We start from the raw sequence: 26,205 nt of genomic DNA on the forward strand, positions 1-26,205 counted from the left end.
GTCAATTGTTTAAAAGTTATATACCTCGACCGGGCAGACGTGAATATCTAACAATTATTTTACTGGTATTGCAAGTAATATTTTTCAGTTTTTTTGCAGATAACTTCCTTAGTGCAGATAACCTGAAAGGTATTATGCAAAACTCCGCTGAGCTTGCAATTGTTAGTATTGGAATGACAATGGTAATTATTTTAGGTGGTATCGATTTATCTGTTGGTGCTGTATTAGGAATTGTTGCAATAGTTGTTGGGAACTTAATACAGTCTGGGGTAAATCCTCTGCTTGTTACAATTATTGCAGTAGCCATTGGAATGTCTTTAGGTTTAATCAATGGTCTAATAATTGGCGTGATGAAAATTCCACCGATAATCGCCACTCTGGCAACAATGAATATTGGAAGAGCGGTAGTATTTGGCATGTTAGGTGGACATTGGCTGGCAGGATTACCCCCTGTCTTTACACCGATTATGACCAATAAAATATTTGGAATACCTATTGTATTCTTCATTGTTCTGTTAATATATACTTTGTTTTATTATATTTTCACTTATCGTCCATTCGGTCGTCATCTTTATGCAATTGGTACGAATCCAGAAGCGGCAAACCTGGTTGGAATTAATAGTGTAAAAGTCAAAATCTTATCTTATGCTATCTCAGGCGGAATTGTCGGAATAGCTGGAATAATGTATGTTGCGCGTATGGGTAGTGTTGAAGTATCGATTGGGCTTGAATTACCTCTTCAAGCAATTGCTGCAGTTATTATTGGGGGGACGGCAATAACTGGTGGTAGGGGATCGCTTGTAGGAACATTAGCTGGCGTATTATTTATTACGGTAATGAAGAACGGAATTGTTATTTTTGGTGTCCCCTCGCTCTGGGAAAAAGCAATTATCGGTTTATTAATTCTCATTTCAGTCACTATTGATATAGTAATAAATAAGCAAATTACACGAAAAAGAGCAACTGGAACTCCGTTAGGAGCGGAAGAATTAGAATTAGAAATACAAAGAGGTGATTGATATATGGGTGGGTTTATACAAAAAGTTTTGATGAGCAGAACTTACTTTTTAACCTTGCTACTTGTCATGATAATTATTATCATGTCAATCCTAAGTCCATACTTTCTCACTGTACAAAACTTACTTGAAATCACACAATTCGGAGCTGTTATTGCATTACTTGCAATTGGTCAATCTTTGGTGATTGCTAGCGGTAACGGTGGAATTGATTTATCAGTCGGATCAATGGTCAGTTTGTCAGGAGTATTAATGGGACTAGCATTTAATGCAGGAATTAGTATATGGATTGCGTCTATTATTGCGATTTTAGTAGGGGTTCTACTTGGTGCTTTTAATGGTTTCGCAACATCTGTAATTGGATTACCTCCTTTCATTGCAACGTTAGGCACAATGTATATGTATGGTTCTCTTGCTCTGGTTCTTACAAAAGGCACGCCAATAAGTGGATTCCCGGAAAGTTTTGGATTTCTTGGCCAAGGTACCATTTTAGGTATACCAACTCAGGTGTTATTGATAGTTATACCGGTATTTCTAATCATTAGTTTTATTGTATATAGAACAGTATTTGGTCGTCAGATTTATTTAGTTGGCACGAATGATACCGCAGCCAAATTTGCCAACATCAAAGTTAAACGAACAAGATTTCTTTTGTTTACTCTATCAGGGCTATTGTCTGGAATTGGTTCTGTAATTATGTCTTCATGGTTAATGACAGCAAGAGCAGATGTTGGATCAGGGTTAGAATTGCAAGCAATAACCATTGCTGTATTAGGTGGGATGCATATTTTCGGTGGAAAAGGTCAATTAGGCGGAGTCATGCTGGCTGTCTTGGTAGTTACGATGTTGTCTCCGGGTCTGCAAATCGCAAATATTAATGCAATATGGCAACTTGCAATATTAGGGATAATATTAATTGGTGCTGTAGCTCTCAATCAATATTCATCGAATCGATTATCTCTGAAAGCTATTAAGTAATTATGTTATTAGTATATTAAATGAAATATAGAAGGAGAATCTCAGTCGAGTGAAAGAATCGCCAAATATTGTCGTTATAGGCAGTTTAAACTTAGATATGATATTGGAGTCGCCGAAGTTTCCTGATGAGGGGGAGACTATTCTTGGAAAAAGGTTTTCGACAGCAATGGGTGGAAAAGGTGCAAATCAGGCAGTAGCTGCGGCTCGATTAGGTGCAAAGGTTAGTCTAATTGGAGCGGTAGGAAATGATGAATTCGGAAAAAAACTACTCAAGAGTTTGAGTAATGAAGGTATCGATACTTCGCATATCAAAATGCTTGAATCGGAAGAAACTGGCATAGCCTGTGTGCAAGTAAGTCCAAATGATAATCGTATTACAGTGATCCCTGGAGCTAATTCTCATTTACTGCCTGACCATATAGATCAAGCTGAGGACGTGCTAGAAAAGGCAGACCTAGTTCTCCTCCAAATGGAAATCCCGTTGGAGACTGTTGAATACGCAATTAAAAAAGCTAAGGAAATGGGGAAAACAGTTATCCTAAACCCTGCTCCAGCTGCTGAATTATCCAAGGATATTCTTGGGATAGTGGACTATTTAACACCAAATGAAACAGAACTTCTGATTCTTGCACAAGGTTCTACAATTGAAAAAGATTTAGACCATTCTGCCAAAAAATTATTAACCATGGGGGTAGCAGGATTAATTGTAACATTAGGTGAAAATGGAGCAAAGTACTTTTCAAACAATGATGAAGAAGAGAATTTTTCACCACATTTTGTCCGAGTGGTTGATACTACAGGGGCAGGGGATGCCTTTAATGGAGGATTAGCCTATTCATTAGCATCCGGTAAAGATCTACGTCACGCAATTTCCTTAGCGATGAAAGTCGGTGCAATGGCAGTAACAAAACTTGGAGCGCAAGAAGGAATGCCAACAATTAGAGAATTAGAATCGTTTAATAAAAAATATAATTTGCAAAATATCATTTAGGAGGAGATTTGATTGAAAGTATTATTTATTGGAGAATCCTGGACTGTGCATATGATTCATGCGAAAGGATATGACACTTTTGAATCGACAAAATATGAAGAAGGTGCAACTTATTTACTTGAGAGTTTAAAAGAAAGTGGTGTGAAGATTGATTATATGCCATCGCATGAGGTTCAGATGAGATTTCCACAAGACTTGAAAACATTGGAACAATACGATTCTATTGTCATTAGTGATATTGGAAGCAACACTTTTTTACTGCAGAATAGCACATTTTATAATATGAAGATAGTTCCAAATGCATTGGAATTAATTCGCCAATATGTGGAAAGTGGTGGGGGATTGCTTATGATTGGAGGATACCTGTCCTTTATGGGGATAGAAGGGAAGGCAAATTATAAAAATACTGTTCTTGCAGAAGTTCTTCCAATCAAAATGCTTGATCGAGATGACCGTGTAGAGAAACCAGAAGGCGTTTCACCAGAGACTATTTTAGAACATAAAATTACAACAGATATAGGTGAATGGCCAATATTCCTTGGATACAATCGCTTTTCCGCTAAAGAAGATGCAACAACAATTGTGAAAGTTGGAGATGATCCGTTTTTAGTCGTAGGTGAATATGGAAAAGGAAAGACAGCTGCATTTGCAAGTGACTGTGCTCCTCACTGGGGATCAACTGAATTCGTTGAATGGGATCAATACACTCCTTTCTGGGTAAGACTTTTGGAACAAATTAAGAGATAATCGAGTTAAATGTAAAATTAGATAGGCATTGTTTGGAATAGTGGAATAACAACAATGGGGCTTATAACTACCAACATAGCCTATCTAATCAGTTGGTAGGAAATCTATAATATGACAAACACTTTTGAAAAGGAAGTGATTCGGATAAAAAAGCAAGAATCATTTGTACATAATTTGATGGAAAATTATGATGAGAGAAAGAATGATACTGATGGTATTAGCGGACATAGAATTGCCAGCAGACTAGCGAAGCTAGCTGAAATTGGTCTAACTGAAGAAAGTGGATCTCAAAGAATTGGATTTTCCAAGGAAGAGAGAGCCGCAAAAGAGCTAGTTAAAGTTTGGATGCATAAAGCAGGTTTAAAGGTGAGTGAGGATGGGGCAGGAAATGTGTTTGGGAGATTATCTGCTAAAGACAATTCCAAACCTGCCATTTTATCTGGCTCGCATGTAGATACTGTTCCAAATGGGGGACATTTCGATGGAGCATTGGGAGTCGTAGCAGCTCTCGAGGTTGTTGAAGCGTGGAAAGAAAATGAATATCAACCTAAAAAACCATTTGAAGTTGTAATTTTCTCTGATGAGGAAGGCTCCCGTTTCAATAGTGGATATATAGGCAGTAAGGGGATGTGTGGGAAATATCAATTAGATGAACTCATAAAATTACATGATGCTAATGGTATGAGTTTTGAAGAGGTATTGGCATCTGATGGTTTAACTATTCCTGGGTTTAAGGAAGCGAAGAGAAATCTAAATGACATTGAATTATTTGTTGAAGTACATATTGAACAAGGAAAAATACTTGAAAATGAAAATCTCCCATGTGGCATTGTAAATGGTATAGCGGGGCCGGTTTGGTATGAGCTTACATTTAATGGTGTTGCTGGTCACTCAGGAAGTACACCGATGGTTGGAAGATCTGATGCGCTTGTTGCGGCGGGAAAGTTTATTCACGAATTAAGTAACTTACCAAATCGAGTAAGTGATACAGCAGTAGCGACTGTAGGTAAGATGCATATTCATCCGAATGGCATAAATGTCATCTCGGGTAAAGTAACACTTTATGTAGATATTCGTGATACAGATATCAAAACCAGGAATAATCTAATTACTAAGGTGCTTAGATTACTTGCTAGTATTGAAAATGAGTTTTCGGTGAAGATTGACAAAAAGGAATTAATTAATATACTTCCTGTTAAAATAGAGTCGACAATTCAAGATATATTATCTGAGTCATTAAGAGGATATGGTATTCGTCCAATTAAATTACCAAGTGGTGCGGGACACGATGCTATGATTCTAGGGGAAGATATTCCTGTTGCTATGCTTTTCGTCCGAAGTGAGAATGGTATCAGCCATAGTCCACTGGAACGTTCATCACTTAATGATTGTGTTCAAACAATTCATGTCCTGAAAAGATTTATAGAAGAAATAATGAAAAATGTTTGAATTGAATTTTGGTTAACCACCACGAAGATTGATTTAGGACATCTTACAATAATTATATAAAGTAAGAGGGGGGAAGTTGATCATGTGGTAATAGTTCGGCTTCCTTTTGATACTTTATACATATGGAATTTTATCGGGAATGCCGCAATGTTTTACTTAATTTCATAAGCACTCCAGTCTGAAGAAGCCCTTTTAATCACGATTCAGAATCTGTGAAGTGGATAAGTCTCTTATTAAAATATCAAGATATTCTTTTAAAAAAGTTGCTTTATTTATCACTTCTTCTTTTATTTCTTTAGGTAGTACTTCCTGATTCTCTAAGAATATAGAATGTATTATTTTACCAACACGTCTCCAGGTCTTTTACATACTTTTCTACTTGACTTTCATTGGGAACAGAATCTGTACAATCCTCCACGAACTTCAATAATTCCTCGAGCATGCTATTTTCATTAGCTGACTTTGATATTTATTTACCCCTTTTAACAATATTTTCCAGACTATTTTGTCTTAAACTTTTAGTCGCGTGAAGTTTTTTAATACTTCTTGAGCTTCTGGATTTTTTAGTTTAGATATATGACCAATCTTGCGATGTTGGAATTAAACCACTTAAAGTAATTTCAATTGTCTAAAAGATAAGTAACTGAAAGTTATTGCAATAATAAAATAAATGTTGTATGCTTGTAATACAACTTTTTGAAAACGTTTACAAAGGGGGATATGAATGAGGAAAATTAGTATGTTGTTTATGGCAGTGATGTTGTTATTATTGTCTGCATGTGGGAGTGAAGGTAGCGATGGAGGTAAGGGGAAAGATAAATTTCTAACAATCGCTACAGCATCAACTGGAGGTACATATTATCCAATAGGAGTCGGAATGGGGAACCTTTGGACACAGGAATTAAAAGATGAAGGCATCCGGGCAAGCGGACAATCTTCGGCTGGATCTGTAGAGAATATTGACTTAATCCAAAAAAATGAAGCAGATCTTGCAATCATTCAAGGATTAATTGGTGCTCAAGCGTATGCTGGTCAGGGAAGTTTTGAAGGCAAAGAGTATAAGGATCTTCGAACGGTTGCAAATATTTGGCCAAACGTTGAGCATTTTGTATTGATGAACCAAAAAGTGAAGTCTGGAACAATAAGTGATATTGAAGGAACAACATTTTCGGTAGGGCCACAGGCGAGTGGAACAGAGCAGTCAACGATAGTAATGATGGAAGGAATTAATCTAACCAAGGAAGATATCCAACCTGAATATCTTGGTTATGATGACACCATTTCAGCAATGCGAGACGGTCGCCTTGATGGCGGTTCTGTTCCTGCCGGCACACCCGTAGCAGCGGTAACCGATATGTATGCTAGTGGCGTTGCAGCTACAGTGCTAGACGTAACACCCGAACAAGCGAACGAAATTAATGAGGTTTTTAACGCTTGGTATGAATACACGATTCCAGCAGGAACATACCCGAAACATGATAAAGAAATTCATACAATAGCACAACCAAATCTTTTAATCGCATCAATCGACCTAGATGAAGAAACAGTTTATTTATTAACAAAAACTCTATATGAAAATCTTGAGTTTATGTATGGCGTTCATAACTCTGCTAAAACAATGGAGCTGAGCAATGCATTAGACGGACTACCGGCGCCACTGCATATCGGTGCATATAAATATTTCAAAGAGGCTGGACTTGAAATTCCAGAGGAGTTAATTCCAGAAGAGGCGAAATAATAAATGCAAATAAGAGGGAAAGGGTTCAATCTTTTCCCTCTTATTTGCTTTAGTAAATTCATATGAAAGCGAGGAATCAAATATGGTAGATAACCAACGACCTATAGTAGTAGATCGGGAATCAGGTGGCGGGGGACGTCAATTAACAGGTTTTCAAAATAAGTTGATGCTTGGCGTTGCAGCATTAATGTCTATTTTCGCAGTTTATTATAATGGATTTTCAACAATTCAAGAAATCTATCGAAATGCACTCTTTCTAGGTTTTCTTTTGGCATTAACATTTCTTTTATATCCGAGATCAACAAAAATAAAATCTAATAAAATGTCTATTATGGATATAGTTTTCTTGATTGCTGGGTTAGCAGGCGTTTTCTATATCGTATTTTCATATACGAATATTCATGTAGTTAGACAATCACAAGCGATTACACTGGATTATGTATTTGCAGTTATTACGATTGTTGTTCTCTTTGAAGCTTCAAGAAGAGCGATAGGTTTTTTTATTCCGCTATTGACTTCTTTAGCAATTGTATATGCAATGTTTGGACCACATTTCCCTGGAATGTTTGCGCATTCCGGCTTTAGTATAGAACGTCTACTTTATCGTATGTACATGACGACAGAGGGTATTTTTGGAACAACACTTTCCATAGCATCTACGTATATTGTTCTATTTATTTTATTTGGTGCTTTTTTGACAGCTAGCGGTGCATCACAATTTTTCAATGAATTAGCACTAGCCGCTGCGGGTCAAAAGCGAGGTGGACCGGCGCAAGTTGCGGTATTATCAAGTGCTTTGACAGGGTCCTTGAGCGGAAGTGCGGTTGCAAACGTAGCAACGACAGGAACATTTACCATTCCGCTCATGAAAAAAATTGGATTAACACCACGCTTTGCTGGCGCGGTTGAAGCGGCGGCATCCACAGGTGGAATGATAATGCCGCCGATTATGGGAGCAGCGGCATTCATCATGGCTGGATTTTTGGGTATCTCCTATACTGTCATTGTTATCGCAGCAATCATTCCAAGTTTACTCTATTATTTGGCCTTGATTTTCGCGATTGACATAGAAGCGAAAAAACTAGGGCTGAAAGGATTGAGTAAAGATTCAATTCCAATCGTAAAAGAGGTAATTAAAGAACGGGGATTGTTAATTTTACCGATATTAATTGTTATTGGTACATTGTTAGTTGGAAAAACTCCTTTGTATGCTGGATTCGCAGGAATTATTTCAGCAATTATAGCGTCATGGCTTACTAAGGATAAGGATTGCCGTGTTACTCCGATTAAAGCATTCCATGCACTTGTAGATGGGGCAAAGGGAACGGTTCAAGTAGGAATTGCTTGTGCGTCAATTGGGATTATCATTGCTGTTGTAACAATGACAGGCCTTGGTTCGACATTTGCTTATAACATTTTATCGCTTGCAAATGGGTCACTTCCAATTATTTTATTGTTAGTAATGCTTACATGTATTGTCCTTAGTCTTGGTCTCCCATCAACTGCATTATATATTGTTGTAGCAGTTACGGCAGCACCTGCACTAATACAAGCAGGCGTAAATCCGCTTGCAGCTCACTTCTTTGTATTTTGGTTTGGTGCATTATCAAACATTACACCACCGGTTGCATTGGCGGCATATACAGCAGCAGGAATTGCAGGTTCAGATCCTATGAAGACATCCATTAGCGCATTTAAGCTAGCAATACCGTGTTTCATTGTACCGTTCATGGTTGTTTATAATCCAGTTCTTCTCATGCAACCAGAAGCTGGAACAGAAAATGTTTGGCTGGTCGTTATAATAGCGCTTGTAACAGCAATAATTGGAATTTTTTCATTAGCAATTTCAATTGGTAATTACTTCTCCATGAAGTTAAATGTTGTGGAACGAATCGGATTCTTCGGAACAGCTATTTTGCTAATCGAACCTGGACTTGTTACAGATGCAATTGGGATCGTGATATTGGGTATTCTACTATCACTCCATGTTGTGAAAGCGAATAAAAAAGCTAGCTCGACAAATACAGTCTCTATATAAGGAAAATGTGAAATGATTACGCGTGTAAATAGGAAAAAAATGTCGGAACAAATAATTGAACAATTAAAAGAGAAGATAAAAAATGGAGAATTTCCACCAGACTCCAAATTACCATCTGAAAATGCGTTGGCGAAAATGTTCGGTGTAAGCCGGGCTCCAATTCGTGAAGCATTAAGCGTGTTAACTGCGAGCGGGCTGGTTGAATCGATTCAAGGTGGCGGAAATTTTGTGAAAAAAGTTCCGTTAGTCAACCTGCTAAATTCGACAATGATCGAGATGATTAGCGCTGAAGAGTTGTATGACTTGCTTGAGATGAGAATGGTAATTGAAACGCAGGTAGCTGCTTTTGCAGCGGAGCGTCATACCGATGAGGAAATCAAGGAAATTGAGCTTGCGTTAGAGCAATTTGCGGAAACGATTAACGATGAACAAGCAATTGGTGACGTTGCTGATTTTCAATTTCACATGTCGATCGTGCGAGCGGCCCACAATAAATTTCTCAAACAGTCACTCGAGAATATCGGCGATCTTCATAAAAAAGCATTAAGGTTTTCATTGGAAAAGAATATTGGTTTAAGAAGAAAAAGGGAATTAGTTTATCAAGAGCATCTAGATATATTTGAAGCAATTAAAAGCAGGGATTCAGAAGCAGCCGCTTATTATATGAAGAAACATTTAATGAATTTGAGATTGAAATTTGGAGACCCGAGACTGGAAGTGGATAAAGAAAAATAGCGGCCTCTTCTACACTTTATTATCAGACGGGCAAGCGAAAAGGAGAAACCAAATGAACGGGCATATAGAAGTAATAGTCGAGAAGCTCATTGAGGCGTTCGGTGACTCGTCAAGGGTCTTAACGGAAGTCCAGGATTTATATAGTTATTCCTTCGACGCCTCATTCGGTATTTATAAACCCGAGATTATTTGCCAACCGATTGCGACTGATGAGGTTGTTGAGCTAATTAAGCTTGCGGCGCAGTACAAAATACCGGTCGTAGCGAGGGGAACAGGTACTAGTTTAAGTGGCGGTCCGCTTCCGGTTAAGGGTGGGATTGTAGTAGATTTTTCATTGTGGGATACGAAATTAGAAATTCATCCCGATGATTTGATTGCGGTTGTATCTCCAGGCGTAATCACTTCCAAGATTAATGATAAAGCAATCGAGTTCGGGCTCATGTATCCACCCGACCCAAGCAGTGCGCATGTTTCAACAATAGGAGGGAATCTTGCAGAAAATGCAGGGGGACCGCGAGGATTAAAATATGGGGTAACAAAAGATTATGTACTGGGGCTTGAAGTTGTAACTGCTGAAGGAAAGGTCATTCGAACTGGCGGAAGGACAATGAAAAATGTAACAGGCTATGATCTTACTAAACTTATTGTAGGTTCAGAGGGAACACTTTGTATCATTACAGAGGCAACGTTGCGGCTCGTCCCAAGGCCACTTGCTACGAAAACCGCAATGGTTTTATTTGATGAAATTGTTGATTCAGGCCATGCGATATCTAAGGTTCTTCGCTCCGGGATTATGCCAGCTAAAATGGAAATCATGGATCGGCATTCGATTATTGCAGTGGAAGAATATGCTTCTCTAGGATTGCCTATTGATGTTGAGGCAATTCTTCTTATTGAATTAGACGGACATCATCAGGCAATTAATGAAGAGATGATTCGTGTGGAAGAGGCATGCATGAGTGTGAATGCGAGGAGTGTAATAGTAGCAAAAGATGATCGAGAGGCTGAGCAATTGTGGCAGGCAAGACGACTTGTCTCTCCGGCAATTGTTAAAATAAAGCCTACGAAAATTTCCGAAGATGCAACTGTTCCACGTAGTAAAATTCCTGAAATGTTCCAACGTTTAAAAGAAATTCGAGAAAAATATAATGTTCATCTTGTTGTTTTTGGACACGCTGGAGATGGTAATTTACATCCGAATATTATTGCCGATCAGCGTGATGAAGAAGAGATGCATAGAGTTGAACAAGCTGTGGAAGAGATTTTTGAGGCGGCGGTCAGTCTTGGTGGAACGCTTTCCGGTGAACATGGGATTGGACTTATGAAATCACCGTTCATGGAAATGGAGTTGGGGAAAGATGGATTACATATGATGAAGCTTATTAAAGATGCATGGGATCCACAAAATATATTGAATCCTGGTAAGATTTTTCCGGAACCAGGTCAAAGGTTTGTGTTGCGCAATGATTGATGAAAAAGAATTAAGAGGAAAACTTGCATATGATGAGACCTTTAGTTGTGTTCAATGCGGTTATTGTTTACCAGCATGTCCGACATATATTTCTTTTGGTAAGGAAGCGCATTCGCCTAGGGGAAGAATTAACCTAGTAAAACTCGCTGCGGAAGGAAAGATATCAATTCATGACATGGCAAATCCGATTGACCTATGTCTAGGGTGTCGGGCTTGCGAAACTGTCTGTCCAACGAATGTTGAGTACGGGAAGATATTAACATCCGCGGTGAATGTCCTTGCTGAATACAGGGAAAAAGATAGAAGCCGAAAAGAAAAAGTACTAAGAGATGTCGTTTTTCATCGTGCATTGACGAATAAAAATGTATTGAAGTTAATGGGAAAGGGACTTTACTATTTCAAAAAAACAAAAATGGATAAAGTGTTGAGAAAATCCAAGATACTTAATATCATGCCACAAGCAATTGGTCGGATGGAGTCCATAACTCCTGCGGTCAAGCTTCCTTTAAATCGGCAAAATGCTTTATCCGCGGAAAAGACTCGGTCACAGTTACGAATCGGGTATTTTTCTGGTTGTGTAATGGATACTATTTTTGCCAATGTTAATGATCTTGCTATTAAACTACTTGAAATTGGCGGCTGTGAAGTGGTTACGATTAAAGAACAAGGGTGTTGCGGTGCGCTTCAACATCATAGCGGGGAAAGAGAGCTTGCTGTTAATCTAGCAAAAAAAAATATTGAAGCATTCGAGAAATATGAGTTTGATTATATTGTGAACGCCATTGGTGGTTGCGGTGCAGCTCTCGTCGAGTATCATCATTTCTTCGATGAAAATGACATATGGTTTGAAAGAGCTAAAAGATTTAGTGCTCTGAATAAAGATATTAGCGTTATTTTATCAAAACTTGATTTGCCATTTACGAAAAGCATTAATAAAAATGTGTCGTATCAGCCGTCTTGTCACTTGACGAACGTACAAAAAGTAATTGACGAACCGCTAAAAATACTGAAAAGTATTCCTGGAATTACATACATACCGATGAAACAAAAAGATATGTGCTGTGGTTCAGCAGGGATATATAATATTGTTCATCATGAGGAGTCGATGCTTATTTTAGATGATAAAATGGCTCATCTGAAAAACAATATACCCGAGGTAATAGTAACGACGAATCCGGGATGTCATCTTCAAATGTTATTAGGAGTAGAGCGTGAAGGGTTGAGTGATCACGTTAAGGTCGTTCATCTTGTAGAAATAATCGCTGAAGCATGTGAAATTTAAGGATTCGAATATGGGGGATCGAAAATATGAATGATTATATTATTATTGGTGGTGGAATAGTAGGATTATCAGTCGGAATGACTATTCTTGAGCGCTATCCAAATGCCAAAGTAACAATACTTGAAAAAGAATCGGAACTTGCGGCGCATCAAACTGGAAATAACAGCGGCGTTATTCATTCCGGAATTTATTACACGCCAGGCAGTTATAAAGCTAGATTTGCGAAAGCTGGTAGCGAGGGAATGCGCAAGTTTTGTTTGGAAAATGATGTACAGCATGACATTTGCGGTAAAGTAATAGTTGCTACTGACAAGGAAGAGTTACCGCGTCTTGAAAATCTTCTCGAGAGAGGTCTCCAGAATGGTCTTGACGTTACAAAACTTAACCGGGAAGAACTACTTGAAAAGGAACCAAATGTTAGTGGCGTGGAAGCAATTTTTGTACGTGCAGCCGGAATTGTTAATTACAAGGATGTTGCTGAAAAAATCGCAGAGATTATTCGCGAAAAAGGCGGGACCATTATAAATGGAGCAGAAGTGGTTTCAATTGAAGAAAAACCGGATGAAATTACTATTGAAACGAAAAACAAAACATTCAAAAGTAAATTTCTTGTGAATTGTGCAGGGTTGCAAAGCGATCGAATTGCAAAAATGGCGGGATATTTAATTGACATGAAAATCTTCCCGTTTCGTGGAGAGTACTTTTACCTTAAAGAAGAAAAAAGGAATCTTGTTAATAACCTGATTTATCCCGTCCCAAATCCCGACTTTCCATTTTTAGGTGTCCATTTTACAAGAATGATTAATGGAAATGTCGATGTCGGACCGAATGCTGTCCCTGGTTTCAGTCGAGAGGCTTATAAAAAGACTTCATTTAACTTGAAAGATTTTGGTGAAATGATTACATATCCGGGATTCTGGAAGCTAGGATTGAAATACTATAAAGAAGGTATGGAGGAAGTCATTCGCTCATTTAATAAAAAGTTATTTGTAGAAAATGCTCGTAAACTTATCCCCGACATTACAGTAGATGACCTTATCCCAGCCCCGGCCGGTGTACGTGCACAAGCATTAAAAAGTGACGGAAGCCTAGTAGATGATTTCTTTATCGTTAACGGGCGTAATAGCGTCCATGTTTGCAATGCCCCCTCACCAGCTGCTACAGCAGCATTGGAAATCGGGAAAGAAGTTGTGGATAAAATTGAACGAATTGAGGGTAGGAATCGGTTGTAGGTCTTTATTAAGACACACTCCAACCGGATAACGTAAAAGTGGAATCTAGCCATGTTAGTATTTGGTAGATTCCACTTTTTTTACTCCGAACCTCATGGATGCCCCTTACGATAGATTTTATTCAACGGTTAAAAAACACATTTGAAAATGGAGCTATAATTGCACAATCACTATCCAAACTAATAGCGCGAGAAATAGGTTGAAATCACAAAAAAATATTATTCGTATTGCTTAATTCGTTTTGACATTATCCATACTACTAAGTTTAGCATTTGTGACTATTTACATGAATAGTTAGTAATTTTCCCTATTATTTATTTCGTAACAGTCCGAATCGACCATTTACTTAAATTTTCTATCAATTATACTGTGAAAGTAGTAAGTATAAAAAAAGTAGGGGGTAGTATTTATTTGAAAAGGATATTTATGTTTGTTTTTGCATTCGGTTTAATTGTTTCAACAGCATTCACTTCTAAAGCTAATGCTGCAGACACAGTGCCTGGTGGTCCTTCGACTAATGGCAACACGAGCATGGACAGTATGATCACTTATGAGGATATGATCGATGCGTTAAAGAAAATCGAAGGCACGAGTAAAGGTAAAGTGGAAGTATTTACTTTGGACGAGTATGGAAAGAGTGAACAAGAACGAAGCATCTACGCTGCAAAAGTTGGGACCGGACCTATCAAAGTATGGGTACAAGCTCAAATTCATGGTGATGAAAAATTAACAACTGATGCTGTTTTAGAATTATTAAAGACATTTGGCAGCAGTGGATCTAAAGATATTAAAACGATTTTAGAAAATACAACCGTTTATGCGATTCCGATGAACAATCCGGATGGGAGTATTATGAATACGAGGACGACTATGCTTTATGATGAAAATGGCGAACCTAGATTAGACAACAGAGGGCGGCCGATCACGGTTGATTTGAATCGAGATTGGACAGAGGATGGATTTAGAGCGAAAGAGTCAATCGCAACGTATACATATTGGGCGGATGTAAAGCCGGATTACGCGATTGATCTTCATCACCAAGGATTCAAGACAGTATACGGAACAAATGAATCGACTTCTATGTCGCTCGGCGTGTCATTGGCGCCAAATGGACCAACTTTACCGGGCTTAAAAGATGGCTTGTACAATGATCTTACTCGCCAAATGTCCGTGTATGTATATGATGCATTAAAAGACTACGGGCATATGCACATCGATCGTTACCAAACTGGCAGCGGCGATAAGAAATATGAAATCGACATTAAGGGCGGAGTCGTTTCGGCGATGATGTTAGGGCTTAATTACGACAACATAAATCCGACTCATCATAGCAATCCGGCCATCTTCTTTGAAACGAAGGGAAACACGAGAGACGGAAATTTAGGACAGAAGTCAAATGGTCACTTAGTCAAACAAAATTATCTCGGATTGAAATCCTTGATTTCAGGAATTGCTGCGGGCGATGTACAAAACGTTGATCCGGATCGTTGGGATGAGATTCCTGCTTATCCGCTAGCAGGCTATCAAACTGACAGCGGAATTATTCCGGTAAGTAATTAATAAAAGTTAAATAATAGTTATACTAGAGGCCCTACGGAGATCCGGAGGGCCTTTATGGCAGATATGTATTTAAAAATTTGGTGGGTTAGATTTACTAAAGTTACGGTTAGGACCTGGACTGTTAGAATGAATAGGTTAAAGATTCATTTTTACAGCTTTCCCTCCATCTTCTCCGCGATCCACAAAGCAACTTGTAAATTCAAAGCGTCTTCAAATTTCCGAGGGTCGTATCCCGTATCTCTTGTGAACTTGTTCAGTCGATAAATTAATGTGTTTCGATGCACGTATAAGGCATCGGCAGTTTTTTGGATATTGAGGCCATTGGCGAAAAAAGCTTTCAGCGTTTTCGATCTCATTGAATTGCTGCCGTCTTTAAATATCCGGCGAAAAAATCGGTTCGACAAAGTCTCATCCAATTGATAGATTAGCGATTTGACTTCGATGTTTGTAAAAGAAACCAGTTCCTGGCTATCCTCGCTAATTTGTAACGTTAGATCGCAATCCAAATAGGATTGATTGAACCTATCGAGTTCAGAGAAAGGGAGACTATAAGCCATCTTGAATACAATATCCGTCTTCTTCATTGTATTAAAGACGCGGTGTACACTATGAAACGCCTCATCTTCATCAAGGCCGGAAAGCGTGATGAGTATCCGGTGGACATTTATAAAACTCACGATATTGTTATGGCTCCCGATCGAATCCTCTAGTTTTTGAATGAGTGCTTGATTGGAAATCGCGCGTTCGGTTATTTCTATCATGATCATTAGAAAAGGCGGGTTCAAGTCTAATTTCAGTAAACTGAGGGCACGTTGGATTTCACCATGGGAGGGGTTTGTTTTTAGCAATTCTCCCACAATCATATCTTTCGTATGCTGTCTCCACTCCAGCTGCGACGCGATAAATTCCTGTTTAATCATGAGTTCCGTTGTCATTTTCACGAGCTCCCCGACATCTTTCATCTCATCCGGATCGCCTGTAATGCCTATGACGCCGATCGTTTCAGCTTGAAAAACGATGGGCAGATTCACGCCTGGTTGAGCGACCTCCCATTCATTATCTTGTTTTGCATCGATAATAAGCGTATTCCCGCTTCGAAGCACTTCTAGTGCGCCCTCGTGGGTTAGCCCGATTCTGGATGCATCTTTAGAAGCGATGATGACGCCGTCAATATCCATGATATTAATGTTTCGTTGCAGGCGGTTTGAAGTTTCACGGACAATCTCTCGAGCTATCTTTGTTGTTAGCATATTCGCAGTATTCTACCTGCCTTTCGGTCAAAGTAACCAAATATAGATGTAACCTTTAGTCTATTTATGTATTGTATGCCCATAGACAAGTATCGTCAATATTCGTATGATTATAACAATACTTTGAAAGCGTTTTCTTGGGAGGATCACTATGAAAATTATAATTGCGCCGGATTCATTTAAAGGTAGTTTGAGTGCCGTTGAGGTTGCAAAAGCGATAAACAAAGGGGTAAAAAATGCTTATGCTGACGCAAAAACATATTTACTTCCCGTAGCGGACGGCGGGGAGGGGACGATGGAAACATTGGTGGCCGCGACCAATGGGAAAATACAAGAAGTAGTCGTTGTCGGACCATTGGGGAACGAGGTAAAAGCCGCATACGGAATCCTGGGCGATGGAGAAACATGTGTCATAGAGATGGCTGTCAGCTCCGGCTTGGCGCTTGTGCCTGAAGGGAAATTGGCGCCGTTAGACGCAACGACTTACGGAGCGGGCCAATTGATCAAACAAGCGTTGAATGATGGGTTTTCATCTTTCGTTATCGCATTAGGGGGGTCGGCCACGAATGACGGCGGCGCGGGGATGCTTCAGGCGTTAGGTTTAAAACTTCTCGATAAGATGGGAAAAGAGGTTGGGTACGGCGGAGGCGAATTAGCGGCTATTGAAAAAATAGACACGCGTTGCTTCGATCCGAGAATCAAGAATAGCAAATTTCTGATTGCGTCAGATGTGCAAAATCCGTTAATCGGTTTAAATGGCGCTTCCCATATATTCGGGCCGCAAAAAGGGGCGTCACCGGAAGATGTGAAGATCCTTGATGAAAACATGAGGCATTGGGCGGATCTGATTGCCGGCGTGACTGGCATCTCCCTTCATGATTTACTTGGCGCGGGAGCAGCTGGCGGCATAGGCGGTGCGTTTCAAGCGTTTTTCCCGGCGAAAATGGAGCGGGGGGTCGATGTCGTATTAGAATATGTTAAATTTCATAGTTATTTAAAAGACGCGGATTTGGTGATTACAGGCGAGGGGCAGGTGGATTATCAGACTGCTTCCGGGAAAACACCGCTCGGGGTTGCACAGGCCGCGATAAGTGAAAACGTCCCTTCGATTATTTTGGCGGGCGCTGTCGGTGAGGGTGTTGAAGTTCTTTATGATTACGGCGTGGTCAGCGTTCACAGTATTATTGACAGGCCGATGACACTCTCTGAATCTATGAAACAAACAGCAATATTATTGGAAAAAAGCGCAGAACAAATCATACGATCATATTTTTATAGTCTTATAAAAGAACTAGAAGGAGGCAGATTGATTTGAAGATAAAAGATACCATTGAAAAAGTTCCCGGCGGGTTAATGGTTGTTCCGCTATTATTAGGTGCTACACTTAATACAATTGATCAATTGCATATTCCAGTCGTGATGAAAGCGCTCAAGTTTCTAGGAGCCCCGCCAACGGAAGCGGGTTTCTATGAGTTTCTAAGAATCGGCGGATTTTCACAACAATTATTCAAAGACAGTGCTCTTGTCCTGATTGCGTTATTTCTTTTCTGCGTAGGCAGTCAAATGAATTTAAAAGTTGGCGGTCTCGCCTTGAAAAAAGGGTTTCTATTAACGAGTTCAAAATATTTGACGGGTCTTGCTGTAGGTATCGCGTTCGGATTTTTCTTTGATCCATGGCACGGCATACTTGGCCTGTCATCGCTTGCGATAATTGCGGGGATGACAAATAGCAACAGTGGAATGTATGCAGCATTAACAGGTCAATATGGAAATCGTTCCGATGTCGGCGGATTATCCATTCTTGCGATTAATGATGGTCCCTTTTTAACGCTTTTGTCATTGGGGATTCTCGGAACCGCATTACCGATGATCGCGTTTATCGCTGTTTTATTGCCACTGGGGATTGGAATGCTTCTTGGAAACCTCGATCCGAAAATGCGGGAATTTTTAAAGCCGGGAGAATCGCTGACAATACCGTTTTTTGCTTTTGCATTGGGAGCGGGCATGAACTTGGCAAATTTCCTGAATCCCGCTGTATTAGCCGGGGGATTAACGCTTGCGGTTTTAACATTTGTACTGACAGGCGGAGCTGGAATCCTTGTCTTTAAACTATTCAAGGAAAAAAGTTATATCGCTCCGATTGCCGAAGCGTCAACAGCGGGGAATGCGGCAGCAACGCCGGCAGCAATTGCGGCTGCAGCGTCTGTGGCGGTTGCTTCAGGTGCGATGACTCCCGCAGAATTTGAAGCGATACAAAATATTGTGCCGATTGCAACTGCACAAATCTCCATTTCAACAATCGCGACTACCTTGCTTTGTCCATTGGGCGTCATTTTGATGGATCGCTACCAACGGAAAAGAGGAATTGACGGAACGAAGGAATATATTGTCGATACAAAGAAAAACCATAAAGCAACGCTGGAAAAAACAGTTAACAGTTAAATGATCTCGTAAATAATATTGAAAAGGTGATTTTAACGATGAAAACAGAGTTATTATATGGAAAAGATGGGCTGGAATTAGAGTTGCCAGATCAATCTTTTCTGATTGAGCCGAAGAATTTGCCGAAGGTGGATGATGAAAAAGAAGCTGTTCGACAAGCATTGCGTAATCCAATCGGCATGGGAACCTTAAAGGAATCTGTAAAATCGACAGATACCGTTGCCATTGTAATTAGTGACATTACACGTCCGACACCGAACCATATTTTGGTTCCTCTATTAATAGAAGAGTTGGATCATGTCCCATTAGAAAACTTCGTCATTATCAATGGGACAGGTACGCACCGTGATCAAACAAGGGAAGAATTTATCCAAATGCTTGGTCCTTGGGTAGTAGATAATATACGCATCATCAATAATGATTGTCACAATAAAGAGACGCTTGTAAATCTCGGTAAAAGCACGTTTGGATGCGATGTTTACCTAAATAAGGATTATGTTGAATCTGATTTCCGCATTGTGACTGGTTTCATAGAACCGCATTTCTTTGCTGGATTTTCAGGAGGGCCAAAAGGAATTATGCCTGGTATCGCAGGAATTGAAACGATCATGACCTTCCATAATGCAAGAATGATCGGGGACCCACTTTCTACATGGGGAAATATGGTCAATAACCCCTTGCAAGACATGACGCGCGAGATTAATGCGATGTGTAAACCGAACTTTATGTTAAATGTAACTTTAAATCGGGAAAAGGAAATCACGGCAGTTTTTGCAGGAGAGCTTTACGAAGCGCATGATAAGGGGTGCGCCTTTACAAAAGAACATGCAATGTTTCGCTGTGAAGAACGTTTTGATGTAGTTATTGCATCCAATTCTGGTTATCCACTCGATCAAAATCTCTATCAAGCTGTAAAAGGCATGAGTGCAGCCCATAAAATCGTTAAAGAAGGCGGCACAATTATCATGGCATCCGAGTGTTCAGATGGCTTACCGGATCATGGTAATTATTCGAAGATATTTGATTTCGCTAAAACACCACAAGAATTACTGAATCTGATTAATGACCCTGAATTTAAGATGTTCGATCAATGGCAAGTACAAAAACAAGCGGTCATTCAAGTGTGGGCAGATGTCTATGTGTATTCTAAGTTGACAGATGAGCAGGTAACTGGGGCGATGTTAAAGGTATCTCATGATATCGAACAGACAGTAGAAGAGTTAAAGAAAAAATACGGAGAAAATATGTCGATTGCTGTTTTACCTTTGGGACCTTTAACAATCCCATTTGTAGAAGAATAAAATAGATAAAGCGAGGCGAGCGTCATGAATGAAACGATGAATGAGAAGAATAAGCGACTAGGTGAAATTTTGTCAGACATGGGAAGCGTGATCGTTGCCTTCTCGGGTGGCGTAGATAGCGCATTGGTACTTAAACGTGCACAGCAGGAACTTGGAAGTCGGGTCTTGGCTGTTGTAGTAGGATCGGAATTATTCCGTCAAGAGGAATTTGATAAAGCGGTAAAACTTGCAGAAGACATGGGTGTACGGGTTCTGAAAACAGAAATCAAGGAACTGGAAGACCCAGGTGTCGCAGCCAATAACCCCGACAGCTGGTATTACAGCAAGAAATTGCTTTATGCCCATTTAAATCAATTGGCAAAAGAGCAAGGCTTTGACTATGTGCTCGACGGCATGATTATGGATGATTTGGACGATTTCCGACCGGGTCTTAAAGCAAGAACGGAAGCTGGCGTTCGAAGCGTGTTACAGGAAGCTGGATTATATAAAAAAGAAGTGCGTGCCCTGTCCAAAGAACTCGGACTCCCAGTTTGGGATAAGCCTGCATCATGCAGTCTTGCTTCAAGAATTCCTTATGGAACAAAGCTTGATAAGCATAAAATCGAACAAGTAGACCAAGCAGAGCGATTTATCATGAAGCTCGGAATCGAAACAGTGCGCATCCGTCACCACGGCAACGTAGCGCGGATTGAAGTTCCATCCGAAGATATGCCAAAACTACTGAAACAACACGATCAAATCCAACTGAAGTTCACATCACTCGGATTTACGTACGTATCACTAGATTTACAAGGATATCGAACAGGAAGCATGAACGAAGTTTTAGCAGATGAAACAATGGAAAAAGCAATTAGCTAATTTTAATACGGATATAAATTATAGAAAAGATGCCGCTGAATTTATTTCAATGGCATCTTTTTATATTAGAAATTTTTATATTTGTAAGGTACCTGTGCAAGACACTATTCAGACAATACACGACAATTGCATAAAGAGAAAAAGGGATATCGACTATATAAAGCTTTGTCGATATCCCCTTGGTTATTTATTCGAAGAGGTGAATTGCGATAAGCATGGAAGAGAAAGCTGTTTACTTTTGTTTGATACAAAAATGCTAAATAATCCAAAGAAATAAAAAAATGTTAACGAAGTTGTTGACAGATTATTCATGATAGTTTATAGTCGTATACATACGTACACAAACGTACATATAAGGAGGAGTTATCATGACAGTAAAAGTTTATACAACACAAGAAATTGCAAGCAAAATTCAACACACAGATGTAAATCCAGATGTAACTAGAGAAGACATTATCAAGTTAACGAATGACTGTATGGAATTTAAATTTGACGGCGTAATGTTACAGCCATGTTGGATTGAAGAAGCGAAAGTATTATTAGCAGGATCGGATGTTAAAGTTTGTACAGCGCTGGGTTTCCCAATGGGAGGATTAACAACTAAAAGTAAAGCACGTGAAATGGCAGAGGTAGTAGCGCTCGGTGCTGAGCAGGTTGACTTCATGCCTAACTTTGGTTTCTTTAAAAGCGGAATGTATGAAGAGTTTGAACATGAATTGAGAGAAATCGTTAAGGCTGCGGATGGCCGTGTTACAAAAGTTATGCTTGAATTTGGCATGCTGACACAAGAAGAAAAAGTTAAAGCAGCAGAAATTGCATTAAACGCAGGGGTCACATACTTGAAAAATTCAAGCGGATGGGGTAAGGGCGGTCATGCAACAATTGAAGATGTTCAATTGTTAAAGGAAATCGCAGGCGACAAAGCATTAGTCAAAGCATCAGGTGGTATACGTGATTTTGAAAGTGCGACATCTATTTTGAATGCAGGTGCAGTTCTTCTTGGTACAAGTGCAGGCGTAAAAATCGTTACAGGCACTGGTGAAACTTCAAACAGCTATTAAGAGAATAACCAGAATGTAAATGCCCTTCGATGGAAAAAAATTGCGGGCCGGCTTCTTGTGGAGACGACCCGCATGAATTTAAATAAAATTACCATGGACGGGATTAGTTGTACGGTCTTAAAAATGTATGGAATGAAAGCGTTATCTCGGCGTGAAAGATTCCAAATTTGGGATAAACTACTGAATTGTATGACTGAAGATTCTATAAAATGCGCATGCGTGCTCTCGAATTTATTATTGTTTATGAAGTCTCCTATCATACATTTAAAGGCATAGGTATAATAGGTAGTAAATAAATTCGAAAAGGTGTATATGATGAATGAAAAAAAAGTAGTGATTGACAAAAATAACCCAGTGCCAATATACAGGCAAATCACCGATTGGATCCGTGAAAAAGTTACGACAAAAGAATGGGAAAAAAACCATCAGTTACTTGCGGAAGAAGATTTAGCCAAACAGCTAGAGGTCAGCAGAGGAACGCTTCGAAAAGCGCTATCTATACTGATAGATGAAGGAATCTTAATTCAAGTTCAAGGAAAAGGGACATTTGTTGCTGAACCAAAAGTGTTGCAACCTTTTGGTCAAGAGCTAATCTCTTTTGCAGAATCAATGGAAAGAGAAGGCATTAAGTTTGAAACAAAGGTGCTTGAAAAACGTGTAATCCAGCCAAAACAATCAATTAGAGAAAAGTTTTCATTAACTGATGAACAAACAGTACTTTATTTAAAACGTGTTCGCTACATCGATGATGAACCGGTTATTGTTCTTGAAAACTATGTCAATATTAATCTTTGTCAAGGAATTGAAGATGTCGAGTTTGAAAAGATGCATTTGTTTGCTGCAATTGAGAAGTTTAGTAAAGGAAAGATTAACTTTGGGTTTCGTCAGTTTGAAGCAAGAGGATTAGAAGAGGAACAAGCTCAATTATTGGCATCAGTAATTGGTATGCCAGTACTTTACTTGGAACAAATGACGTATTTAGATGAATTTAAACCAGTTGAGATTTCATATGTATGGCTACGTTCTGATAAATATTCATTGGCATCTTATTTACAGCGTGATTAAGAGAGTTAAAAGAGGTGAGGATACGATGCATTTAGATGATAACAAAATTTTAGTAATTGGTAGCTATAATGTTGGTTTGTCGTGTGAAAGTGATCGTGTACCTGTTTGGGGAGAGACCTTAATCGGCAAAAACTTCTCTGAAAGTAACGGTGGTAAAGGATCCAACCAAGCGGTTGCCGCTGCTAGACTCGGTGGCAACGTCGCCTTTGTTGGGTGTCTTGGAGATGATCGCTTCGGTGATGAGGGACTTTCAATGCTTGAAAATGAAAAAGTTGATATTTCAGGCGTATCTCGTTCTACTGAAAAAAGTACAGGTGTTGGCTTCATTTTTTTAAATTCACAGGGAGAAAATTGTATTCTCGTTGATCCAGGTGCGAACAACGATCTGTCGCCAAATGATGTAAGCGGTTTAAGTAAAATTGATGAGGCTGATATTATTATTTGTCAGTTAGAAAATCGTTTAGATACCGTAAAAGAAGCGATGCGTTATGCAAAGAAATTAAATAAAACGGTCATTTTAAATCCGGCCCCAGCAAACAGTGAAGCATTGGAACTGCTACAATATGCAACGATTATCAATCCAAATGAATCAGAACTTCTTATTTTAAGTGGGGAAGAACCTGATGCGGAGTTATCTGTAGAAAAATGTGAAGAACTTGCTACCCAGTTATTAGAAAAGGGACCGAAAGCAGTTATCGTAACCCGAGGAGAAGATGGTGCATTAGTTGTGACACGCGATTCCGTTGTGCAAGTGCCTACATTGAAAGTGGACGTGGTGGACACAACAGGTGCTGGTGATTCATTTACAGGCGCACTGGCCGTATATCTTGCAAAGGGGCGAACGGTAGAAGAAGCAGTGCGTAAAGCAAGCATAGTAGGCGCTTATTGTGTAACGAAGCATAATGTGATTCCAGGACTTCCGACACCGGAGGAGCTTGTAAAATTTAGAATGCAATTTGAGGAAATTAAAACAGAAAAGGTGGAAGCTTAAATGACGAAGAAAAAAGTTTACTTTAACCATGACGGTGGGGTTGACGATCTCGTTTCGTTGTTTTTATTACTTCAAATGGACAGTATCGAATTGACGGGTGTGTCGGTTATTCCAGCAGATTGTTATTTAGAACCGGCTATGTTTGCCAGCCGAAAAATAATGGATCGCTTTGGGGACAGTGGTCTTGATGTTGCAGAGTCAGATTCCCGCGGAAAGAATCCATTTCCAAAAGATTGGCGTTTACATGCATTTTATGTTGATGCCCTGCCGCTTTTAAATGAATCTGGGAAAATTGTGACACCAGTAGCGGATAAACCTGCCCATCTTCATTTGATTGAGGCGATTCGCGCTGCAGAAGAGAAAACAACTTTATTATTCACAGGTCCGTTGACAGATCTTGCGCGAGCATTAGACATAGCACCTGATATTGAAGAGAAAATTGAGCGACTCGTTTGGATGGGTGGCACTTTTAATGAAGCGGGAAATGTGGAGGAGCCTGAGCATGATGGTACAGCGGAATGGAATGTGTTCTGGGATCCTGAGGCAGCGGGCCGTGTGTGGGAAACTGATATTGAAATTGATTTAATTGCACTTGAAAGTACAATACAGGTACCGCTAACTGAGGAAATACGGAACCGATGGGCAGCAGAACGTAAATACATTGGGATCGATTTTCTTGGTCAATGTTATGCAATGTGTCCGCCACTTGTTCACTTTTCGACGAACTCTACATACTATTTGTGGGATGTCTTAACGACAGCGTTTGTCGGAGAACCGAGTCTTGTCAAAGTGAAAACTGTCGACAGTCTAGTGGTTACGAAAGGGCCAAGTCAAGGGCGTACGGTAGAATCCCAGGAAGGCCGTCCGGTCAATGTTGTCTATGATGTAAATCGAGATGCATTCTTTGATTATATTACGGAATTAGCGAAGAAAGTGAAGCAGGGTGTCGCGATATGATGAATAAGAAAAGAGTAATTATCGATACAGATACTGCGGGTGACGATACATTTGCAATATTAACTGCACTTCATTATTTCGAAGTTGAGGGAATTATGATTACGGGCGGGAATGTACAATTTGACCAACAAGTTGAAAACGCTTTATATACGCTTCAAGTTGCGGAAAAGGGTGGGCAGATTCCTGTATATAAAGGGTATGAACGTCCACTAATGGGATTGGGGGAAGTAGAGCATCGTACAGTTGAGGATGTCCACGGGAAAGACGGAATGGGTGATTCGTTTTTTGAAAAAGCGATACAACGCCCTGCTAAGGGACATGCGGTCGATTTTCTCATAGAAACAGTACACAAATCTCCTGGAGAAATTCACTTACTTGCAATTGCCCCTTTAACGAATATTGCCATGGCCATTAAAAAAGACCCGACAATCATTCCGAAGATTCCACATCTTTATATTATGGGAGGAACAAATAATACGTTGGGGAATATTACCCCAGCTGCTGAATATAATTTCTGGGTTGACCCTGAAGCCGCGAAAATTGTGCTTCATGCGGGTATTCCAATCACAATGGTTGGCTGGGAAATGTGTACTCAGTATTCGGTTATGGATGACAACGATCACGCTGACGTTGCAGCGCTCGGAACAAAAGGAGCCCAATTTTTTGAAGATGTAAACAGAGTTGTTAAGAGATTTAATAAGAAAGTCCACAAGTTAAATGGGACAACACATCCGGATATGCTTTTAGTTGCTGTTGCTGCAAACGAGGAAATCATGACAAAATCGACTCTTTATCATGTAGATGTTGAAGTAGTTGGTGAACTGACAAGAGGTTACAGCCTTGTGGATGTTAATAACCGTCTAGGTCGTACAAAAAATGTGCGTGTTTGTGAAGCGATTGATCGTGACGCATTCAAAACGGTCGTTCTTGATGTAATGGGTTCACTATAATAGATAAATCTTTTATACAACTAGCATAAAGGAAACTAGGATTGAACGGGGAAGTGGCTACTTCTTTATTTGGATAGCTACCTCCCTTTAATT

At 39.6% G+C, this 26,205-nt stretch carries 23 protein-coding genes; 22 read left to right on the plus strand and 1 reads right to left on the minus strand.

The genetic code is table 11. The annotated features are described in order from the left end of the window. Window positions 1-5: 5 nt before the first annotated feature. The 12 genes from G8782_RS12560 to G8782_RS12615 all read left to right on the plus strand — a co-directional run bounded on the left by G8782_RS12560 (window position 6) and on the right by G8782_RS12615 (window position 15,237). Window positions 6-1,019 (plus strand): ABC transporter permease, encoded by a 1,014-nt coding sequence (locus G8782_RS12560; protein ID WP_172371673.1) that lies wholly within the window; start codon window positions 6-8, stop codon window positions 1,017-1,019. A gap of 30 nt (window positions 1,020-1,049) precedes the next feature. Continuing rightward, entirely contained in the window at window positions 1,050-1,994 is a 945-nt protein-coding gene (locus tag G8782_RS12565; RefSeq protein WP_216667865.1) for an ABC transporter permease, read from the plus strand. Between the two features lie 49 nt (window positions 1,995-2,043). Beyond that, window positions 2,044-2,985, plus strand: a complete 942-nt coding sequence (gene rbsK / locus G8782_RS12570; protein WP_172371677.1) for a ribokinase — start codon at window positions 2,044-2,046, stop codon at window positions 2,983-2,985. Between the two features lie 12 nt (window positions 2,986-2,997). After that, a complete protein-coding gene (locus G8782_RS12575; protein ID WP_172371679.1) occupies window positions 2,998-3,732 on the plus strand; it encodes a glutamine amidotransferase in 735 nt (244 codons plus the stop codon). Between the two features lie 111 nt (window positions 3,733-3,843). Continuing rightward, window positions 3,844-5,181: a M20 family metallo-hydrolase gene (locus G8782_RS12580; RefSeq protein WP_172371681.1), complete on the plus strand. Its 1,338-nt coding sequence runs from the start codon at window positions 3,844-3,846 to the stop codon at window positions 5,179-5,181. Between the two features lie 724 nt (window positions 5,182-5,905). After that, window positions 5,906-6,919 (plus strand): TAXI family TRAP transporter solute-binding subunit, encoded by a 1,014-nt coding sequence (locus G8782_RS12585; protein WP_172371683.1) that lies wholly within the window; start codon window positions 5,906-5,908, stop codon window positions 6,917-6,919. A gap of 82 nt (window positions 6,920-7,001) precedes the next feature. Next, the gene (locus tag G8782_RS12590) at window positions 7,002-8,957 is read left to right on the plus strand and encodes a TRAP transporter permease (protein WP_172371685.1); all 1,956 of its coding nucleotides are present in this window, start codon (window positions 7,002-7,004) and stop codon (window positions 8,955-8,957) included. Window positions 8,958-8,969: 12 nt separating this feature from the next. Continuing rightward, complete coding sequence (locus G8782_RS12595) at window positions 8,970-9,692, plus strand: FadR/GntR family transcriptional regulator (protein WP_172371687.1); 723 nt, start codon at window positions 8,970-8,972, stop codon at window positions 9,690-9,692. Window positions 9,693-9,744: 52 nt separating this feature from the next. Next, window positions 9,745-11,163, plus strand: a complete 1,419-nt coding sequence (locus tag G8782_RS12600; RefSeq protein ID WP_172371689.1) for an FAD-binding oxidoreductase — start codon at window positions 9,745-9,747, stop codon at window positions 11,161-11,163. Next, window positions 11,156-12,445 (plus strand): (Fe-S)-binding protein, encoded by a 1,290-nt coding sequence (locus tag G8782_RS12605; RefSeq protein WP_172371692.1) that lies wholly within the window; start codon window positions 11,156-11,158, stop codon window positions 12,443-12,445. Before G8782_RS12600 ends, G8782_RS12605 begins: the two co-directional genes overlap by 8 nt. A 26-nt stretch (window positions 12,446-12,471) precedes the next feature. Beyond that, complete coding sequence (gene lhgO / locus G8782_RS12610; protein ID WP_172371694.1) at window positions 12,472-13,677, plus strand: L-2-hydroxyglutarate oxidase; 1,206 nt, start codon at window positions 12,472-12,474, stop codon at window positions 13,675-13,677. Between the two features lie 411 nt (window positions 13,678-14,088). Then, window positions 14,089-15,237 carry a M14 family zinc carboxypeptidase gene (locus G8782_RS12615; RefSeq protein WP_246231659.1) on the plus strand — a complete coding sequence of 383 codons (1,149 nt, stop codon included), beginning with the start codon at window positions 14,089-14,091 and terminating at the stop codon, window positions 15,235-15,237. 149 nt (window positions 15,238-15,386) lie between these two features. Here G8782_RS12615 and G8782_RS12620 read toward each other — a convergent pair whose 3' ends face one another. Beyond that, a complete protein-coding gene (locus G8782_RS12620) occupies window positions 15,387-16,487 on the minus strand; it encodes a CdaR family transcriptional regulator (protein ID WP_172371696.1) in 1,101 nt (366 codons plus the stop codon). A 151-nt stretch (window positions 16,488-16,638) separates the two neighbouring features. Here G8782_RS12620 and G8782_RS12625 point away from each other — a divergent pair, with 151 nt between their 5' ends. The 10 genes from G8782_RS12625 to G8782_RS12670 all read left to right on the plus strand — a co-directional run bounded on the left by G8782_RS12625 (window position 16,639) and on the right by G8782_RS12670 (window position 26,112). Continuing rightward, window positions 16,639-17,802 (plus strand): glycerate kinase, encoded by a 1,164-nt coding sequence (locus G8782_RS12625; RefSeq protein ID WP_172371698.1) that lies wholly within the window; start codon window positions 16,639-16,641, stop codon window positions 17,800-17,802. Continuing rightward, window positions 17,799-18,929, plus strand: coding sequence for a 2-keto-3-deoxygluconate permease (locus G8782_RS12630; RefSeq protein ID WP_172371700.1), 1,131 nt, complete (start codon window positions 17,799-17,801; stop codon window positions 18,927-18,929). The genes G8782_RS12625 and G8782_RS12630 overlap by 4 nt, the downstream gene beginning before the upstream one ends. Window positions 18,930-18,967: 38 nt before the next feature. Next, on the plus strand, window positions 18,968-20,230 hold the full coding sequence (gene larA, locus G8782_RS12635; protein ID WP_172371702.1) for a nickel-dependent lactate racemase: 1,263 nt from the start codon (window positions 18,968-18,970) through the stop codon (window positions 20,228-20,230). A 24-nt stretch (window positions 20,231-20,254) separates the two neighbouring features. Continuing rightward, entirely contained in the window at window positions 20,255-21,088 is an 834-nt protein-coding gene (gene larE, locus G8782_RS12640) for an ATP-dependent sacrificial sulfur transferase LarE (protein WP_172371714.1), read from the plus strand. Further along, on the plus strand, window positions 21,060-21,365 hold the full coding sequence (locus G8782_RS12645; RefSeq protein WP_172371716.1) for a hypothetical protein: 306 nt from the start codon (window positions 21,060-21,062) through the stop codon (window positions 21,363-21,365). Before larE ends, G8782_RS12645 begins: the two co-directional genes overlap by 29 nt. A gap of 91 nt (window positions 21,366-21,456) precedes the next feature. Continuing rightward, on the plus strand, window positions 21,457-22,149 hold the full coding sequence (gene deoC / locus G8782_RS12650; protein WP_172371718.1) for a deoxyribose-phosphate aldolase: 693 nt from the start codon (window positions 21,457-21,459) through the stop codon (window positions 22,147-22,149). Between the two features lie 315 nt (window positions 22,150-22,464). Continuing rightward, window positions 22,465-23,214, plus strand: coding sequence for a GntR family transcriptional regulator (locus G8782_RS12655; RefSeq protein WP_172371720.1), 750 nt, complete (start codon window positions 22,465-22,467; stop codon window positions 23,212-23,214). Between the two features lie 25 nt (window positions 23,215-23,239). After that, complete coding sequence (gene rbsK / locus G8782_RS12660) at window positions 23,240-24,205, plus strand: ribokinase (protein WP_172371722.1); 966 nt, start codon at window positions 23,240-23,242, stop codon at window positions 24,203-24,205. Next, the gene (locus G8782_RS12665; protein WP_172371724.1) at window positions 24,206-25,162 is read left to right on the plus strand and encodes a nucleoside hydrolase; all 957 of its coding nucleotides are present in this window, start codon (window positions 24,206-24,208) and stop codon (window positions 25,160-25,162) included. After that, window positions 25,159-26,112: a nucleoside hydrolase gene (locus tag G8782_RS12670; RefSeq protein ID WP_172371726.1), complete on the plus strand. Its 954-nt coding sequence runs from the start codon at window positions 25,159-25,161 to the stop codon at window positions 26,110-26,112. Before G8782_RS12665 ends, G8782_RS12670 begins: the two co-directional genes overlap by 4 nt. Window positions 26,113-26,205 lie beyond the last annotated feature (93 nt).

Source organism: Sporosarcina jiandibaonis (assembly GCF_013184495.1).
In the GTDB taxonomy this organism is placed as follows: domain Bacteria; phylum Bacillota; class Bacilli; order Bacillales_A; family Planococcaceae; genus Sporosarcina; species Sporosarcina jiandibaonis.

Coding starts and splice junctions, on each gene's coding strand:
- G8782_RS12565 (WP_216667865.1), top strand. CDS start 1,050: ATGAGCAGAACTTACTTTTTAACCTTGCTACTTGTCATGATAATTATT.
- G8782_RS12580 (WP_172371681.1), top strand. CDS start 3,844: ATGACAAACACTTTTGAAAAGGAAGTGATTCGGATAAAAAAGCAAGAA.
- G8782_RS12585 (WP_172371683.1), top strand. CDS start 5,906: ATGAGGAAAATTAGTATGTTGTTTATGGCAGTGATGTTGTTATTATTG.
- G8782_RS12590 (WP_172371685.1), top strand. CDS start 7,002: ATGGTAGATAACCAACGACCTATAGTAGTAGATCGGGAATCAGGTGGC.
- G8782_RS12595 (WP_172371687.1), top strand. CDS start 8,970: ATGATTACGCGTGTAAATAGGAAAAAAATGTCGGAACAAATAATTGAA.
- G8782_RS12600 (WP_172371689.1), top strand. CDS start 9,745: ATGAACGGGCATATAGAAGTAATAGTCGAGAAGCTCATTGAGGCGTTC.
- G8782_RS12605 (WP_172371692.1), top strand. CDS start 11,156: ATGATTGATGAAAAAGAATTAAGAGGAAAACTTGCATATGATGAGACC.
- lhgO (WP_172371694.1), top strand. CDS start 12,472: ATGAATGATTATATTATTATTGGTGGTGGAATAGTAGGATTATCAGTC.
- G8782_RS12620 (WP_172371696.1), bottom strand. CDS start 16,487: ATGCTAACAACAAAGATAGCTCGAGAGATTGTCCGTGAAACTTCAAAC.
- G8782_RS12625 (WP_172371698.1), top strand. CDS start 16,639: ATGAAAATTATAATTGCGCCGGATTCATTTAAAGGTAGTTTGAGTGCC.
- larA (WP_172371702.1), top strand. CDS start 18,968: ATGAAAACAGAGTTATTATATGGAAAAGATGGGCTGGAATTAGAGTTG.
- larE (WP_172371714.1), top strand. CDS start 20,255: ATGAATGAAACGATGAATGAGAAGAATAAGCGACTAGGTGAAATTTTG.
- G8782_RS12645 (WP_172371716.1), top strand. CDS start 21,060: ATGAAACAATGGAAAAAGCAATTAGCTAATTTTAATACGGATATAAAT.
- deoC (WP_172371718.1), top strand. CDS start 21,457: ATGACAGTAAAAGTTTATACAACACAAGAAATTGCAAGCAAAATTCAA.
- G8782_RS12655 (WP_172371720.1), top strand. CDS start 22,465: ATGAATGAAAAAAAAGTAGTGATTGACAAAAATAACCCAGTGCCAATA.
- rbsK (WP_172371722.1), top strand. CDS start 23,240: ATGCATTTAGATGATAACAAAATTTTAGTAATTGGTAGCTATAATGTT.
- G8782_RS12665 (WP_172371724.1), top strand. CDS start 24,206: ATGACGAAGAAAAAAGTTTACTTTAACCATGACGGTGGGGTTGACGAT.
- G8782_RS12670 (WP_172371726.1), top strand. CDS start 25,159: ATGATGAATAAGAAAAGAGTAATTATCGATACAGATACTGCGGGTGAC.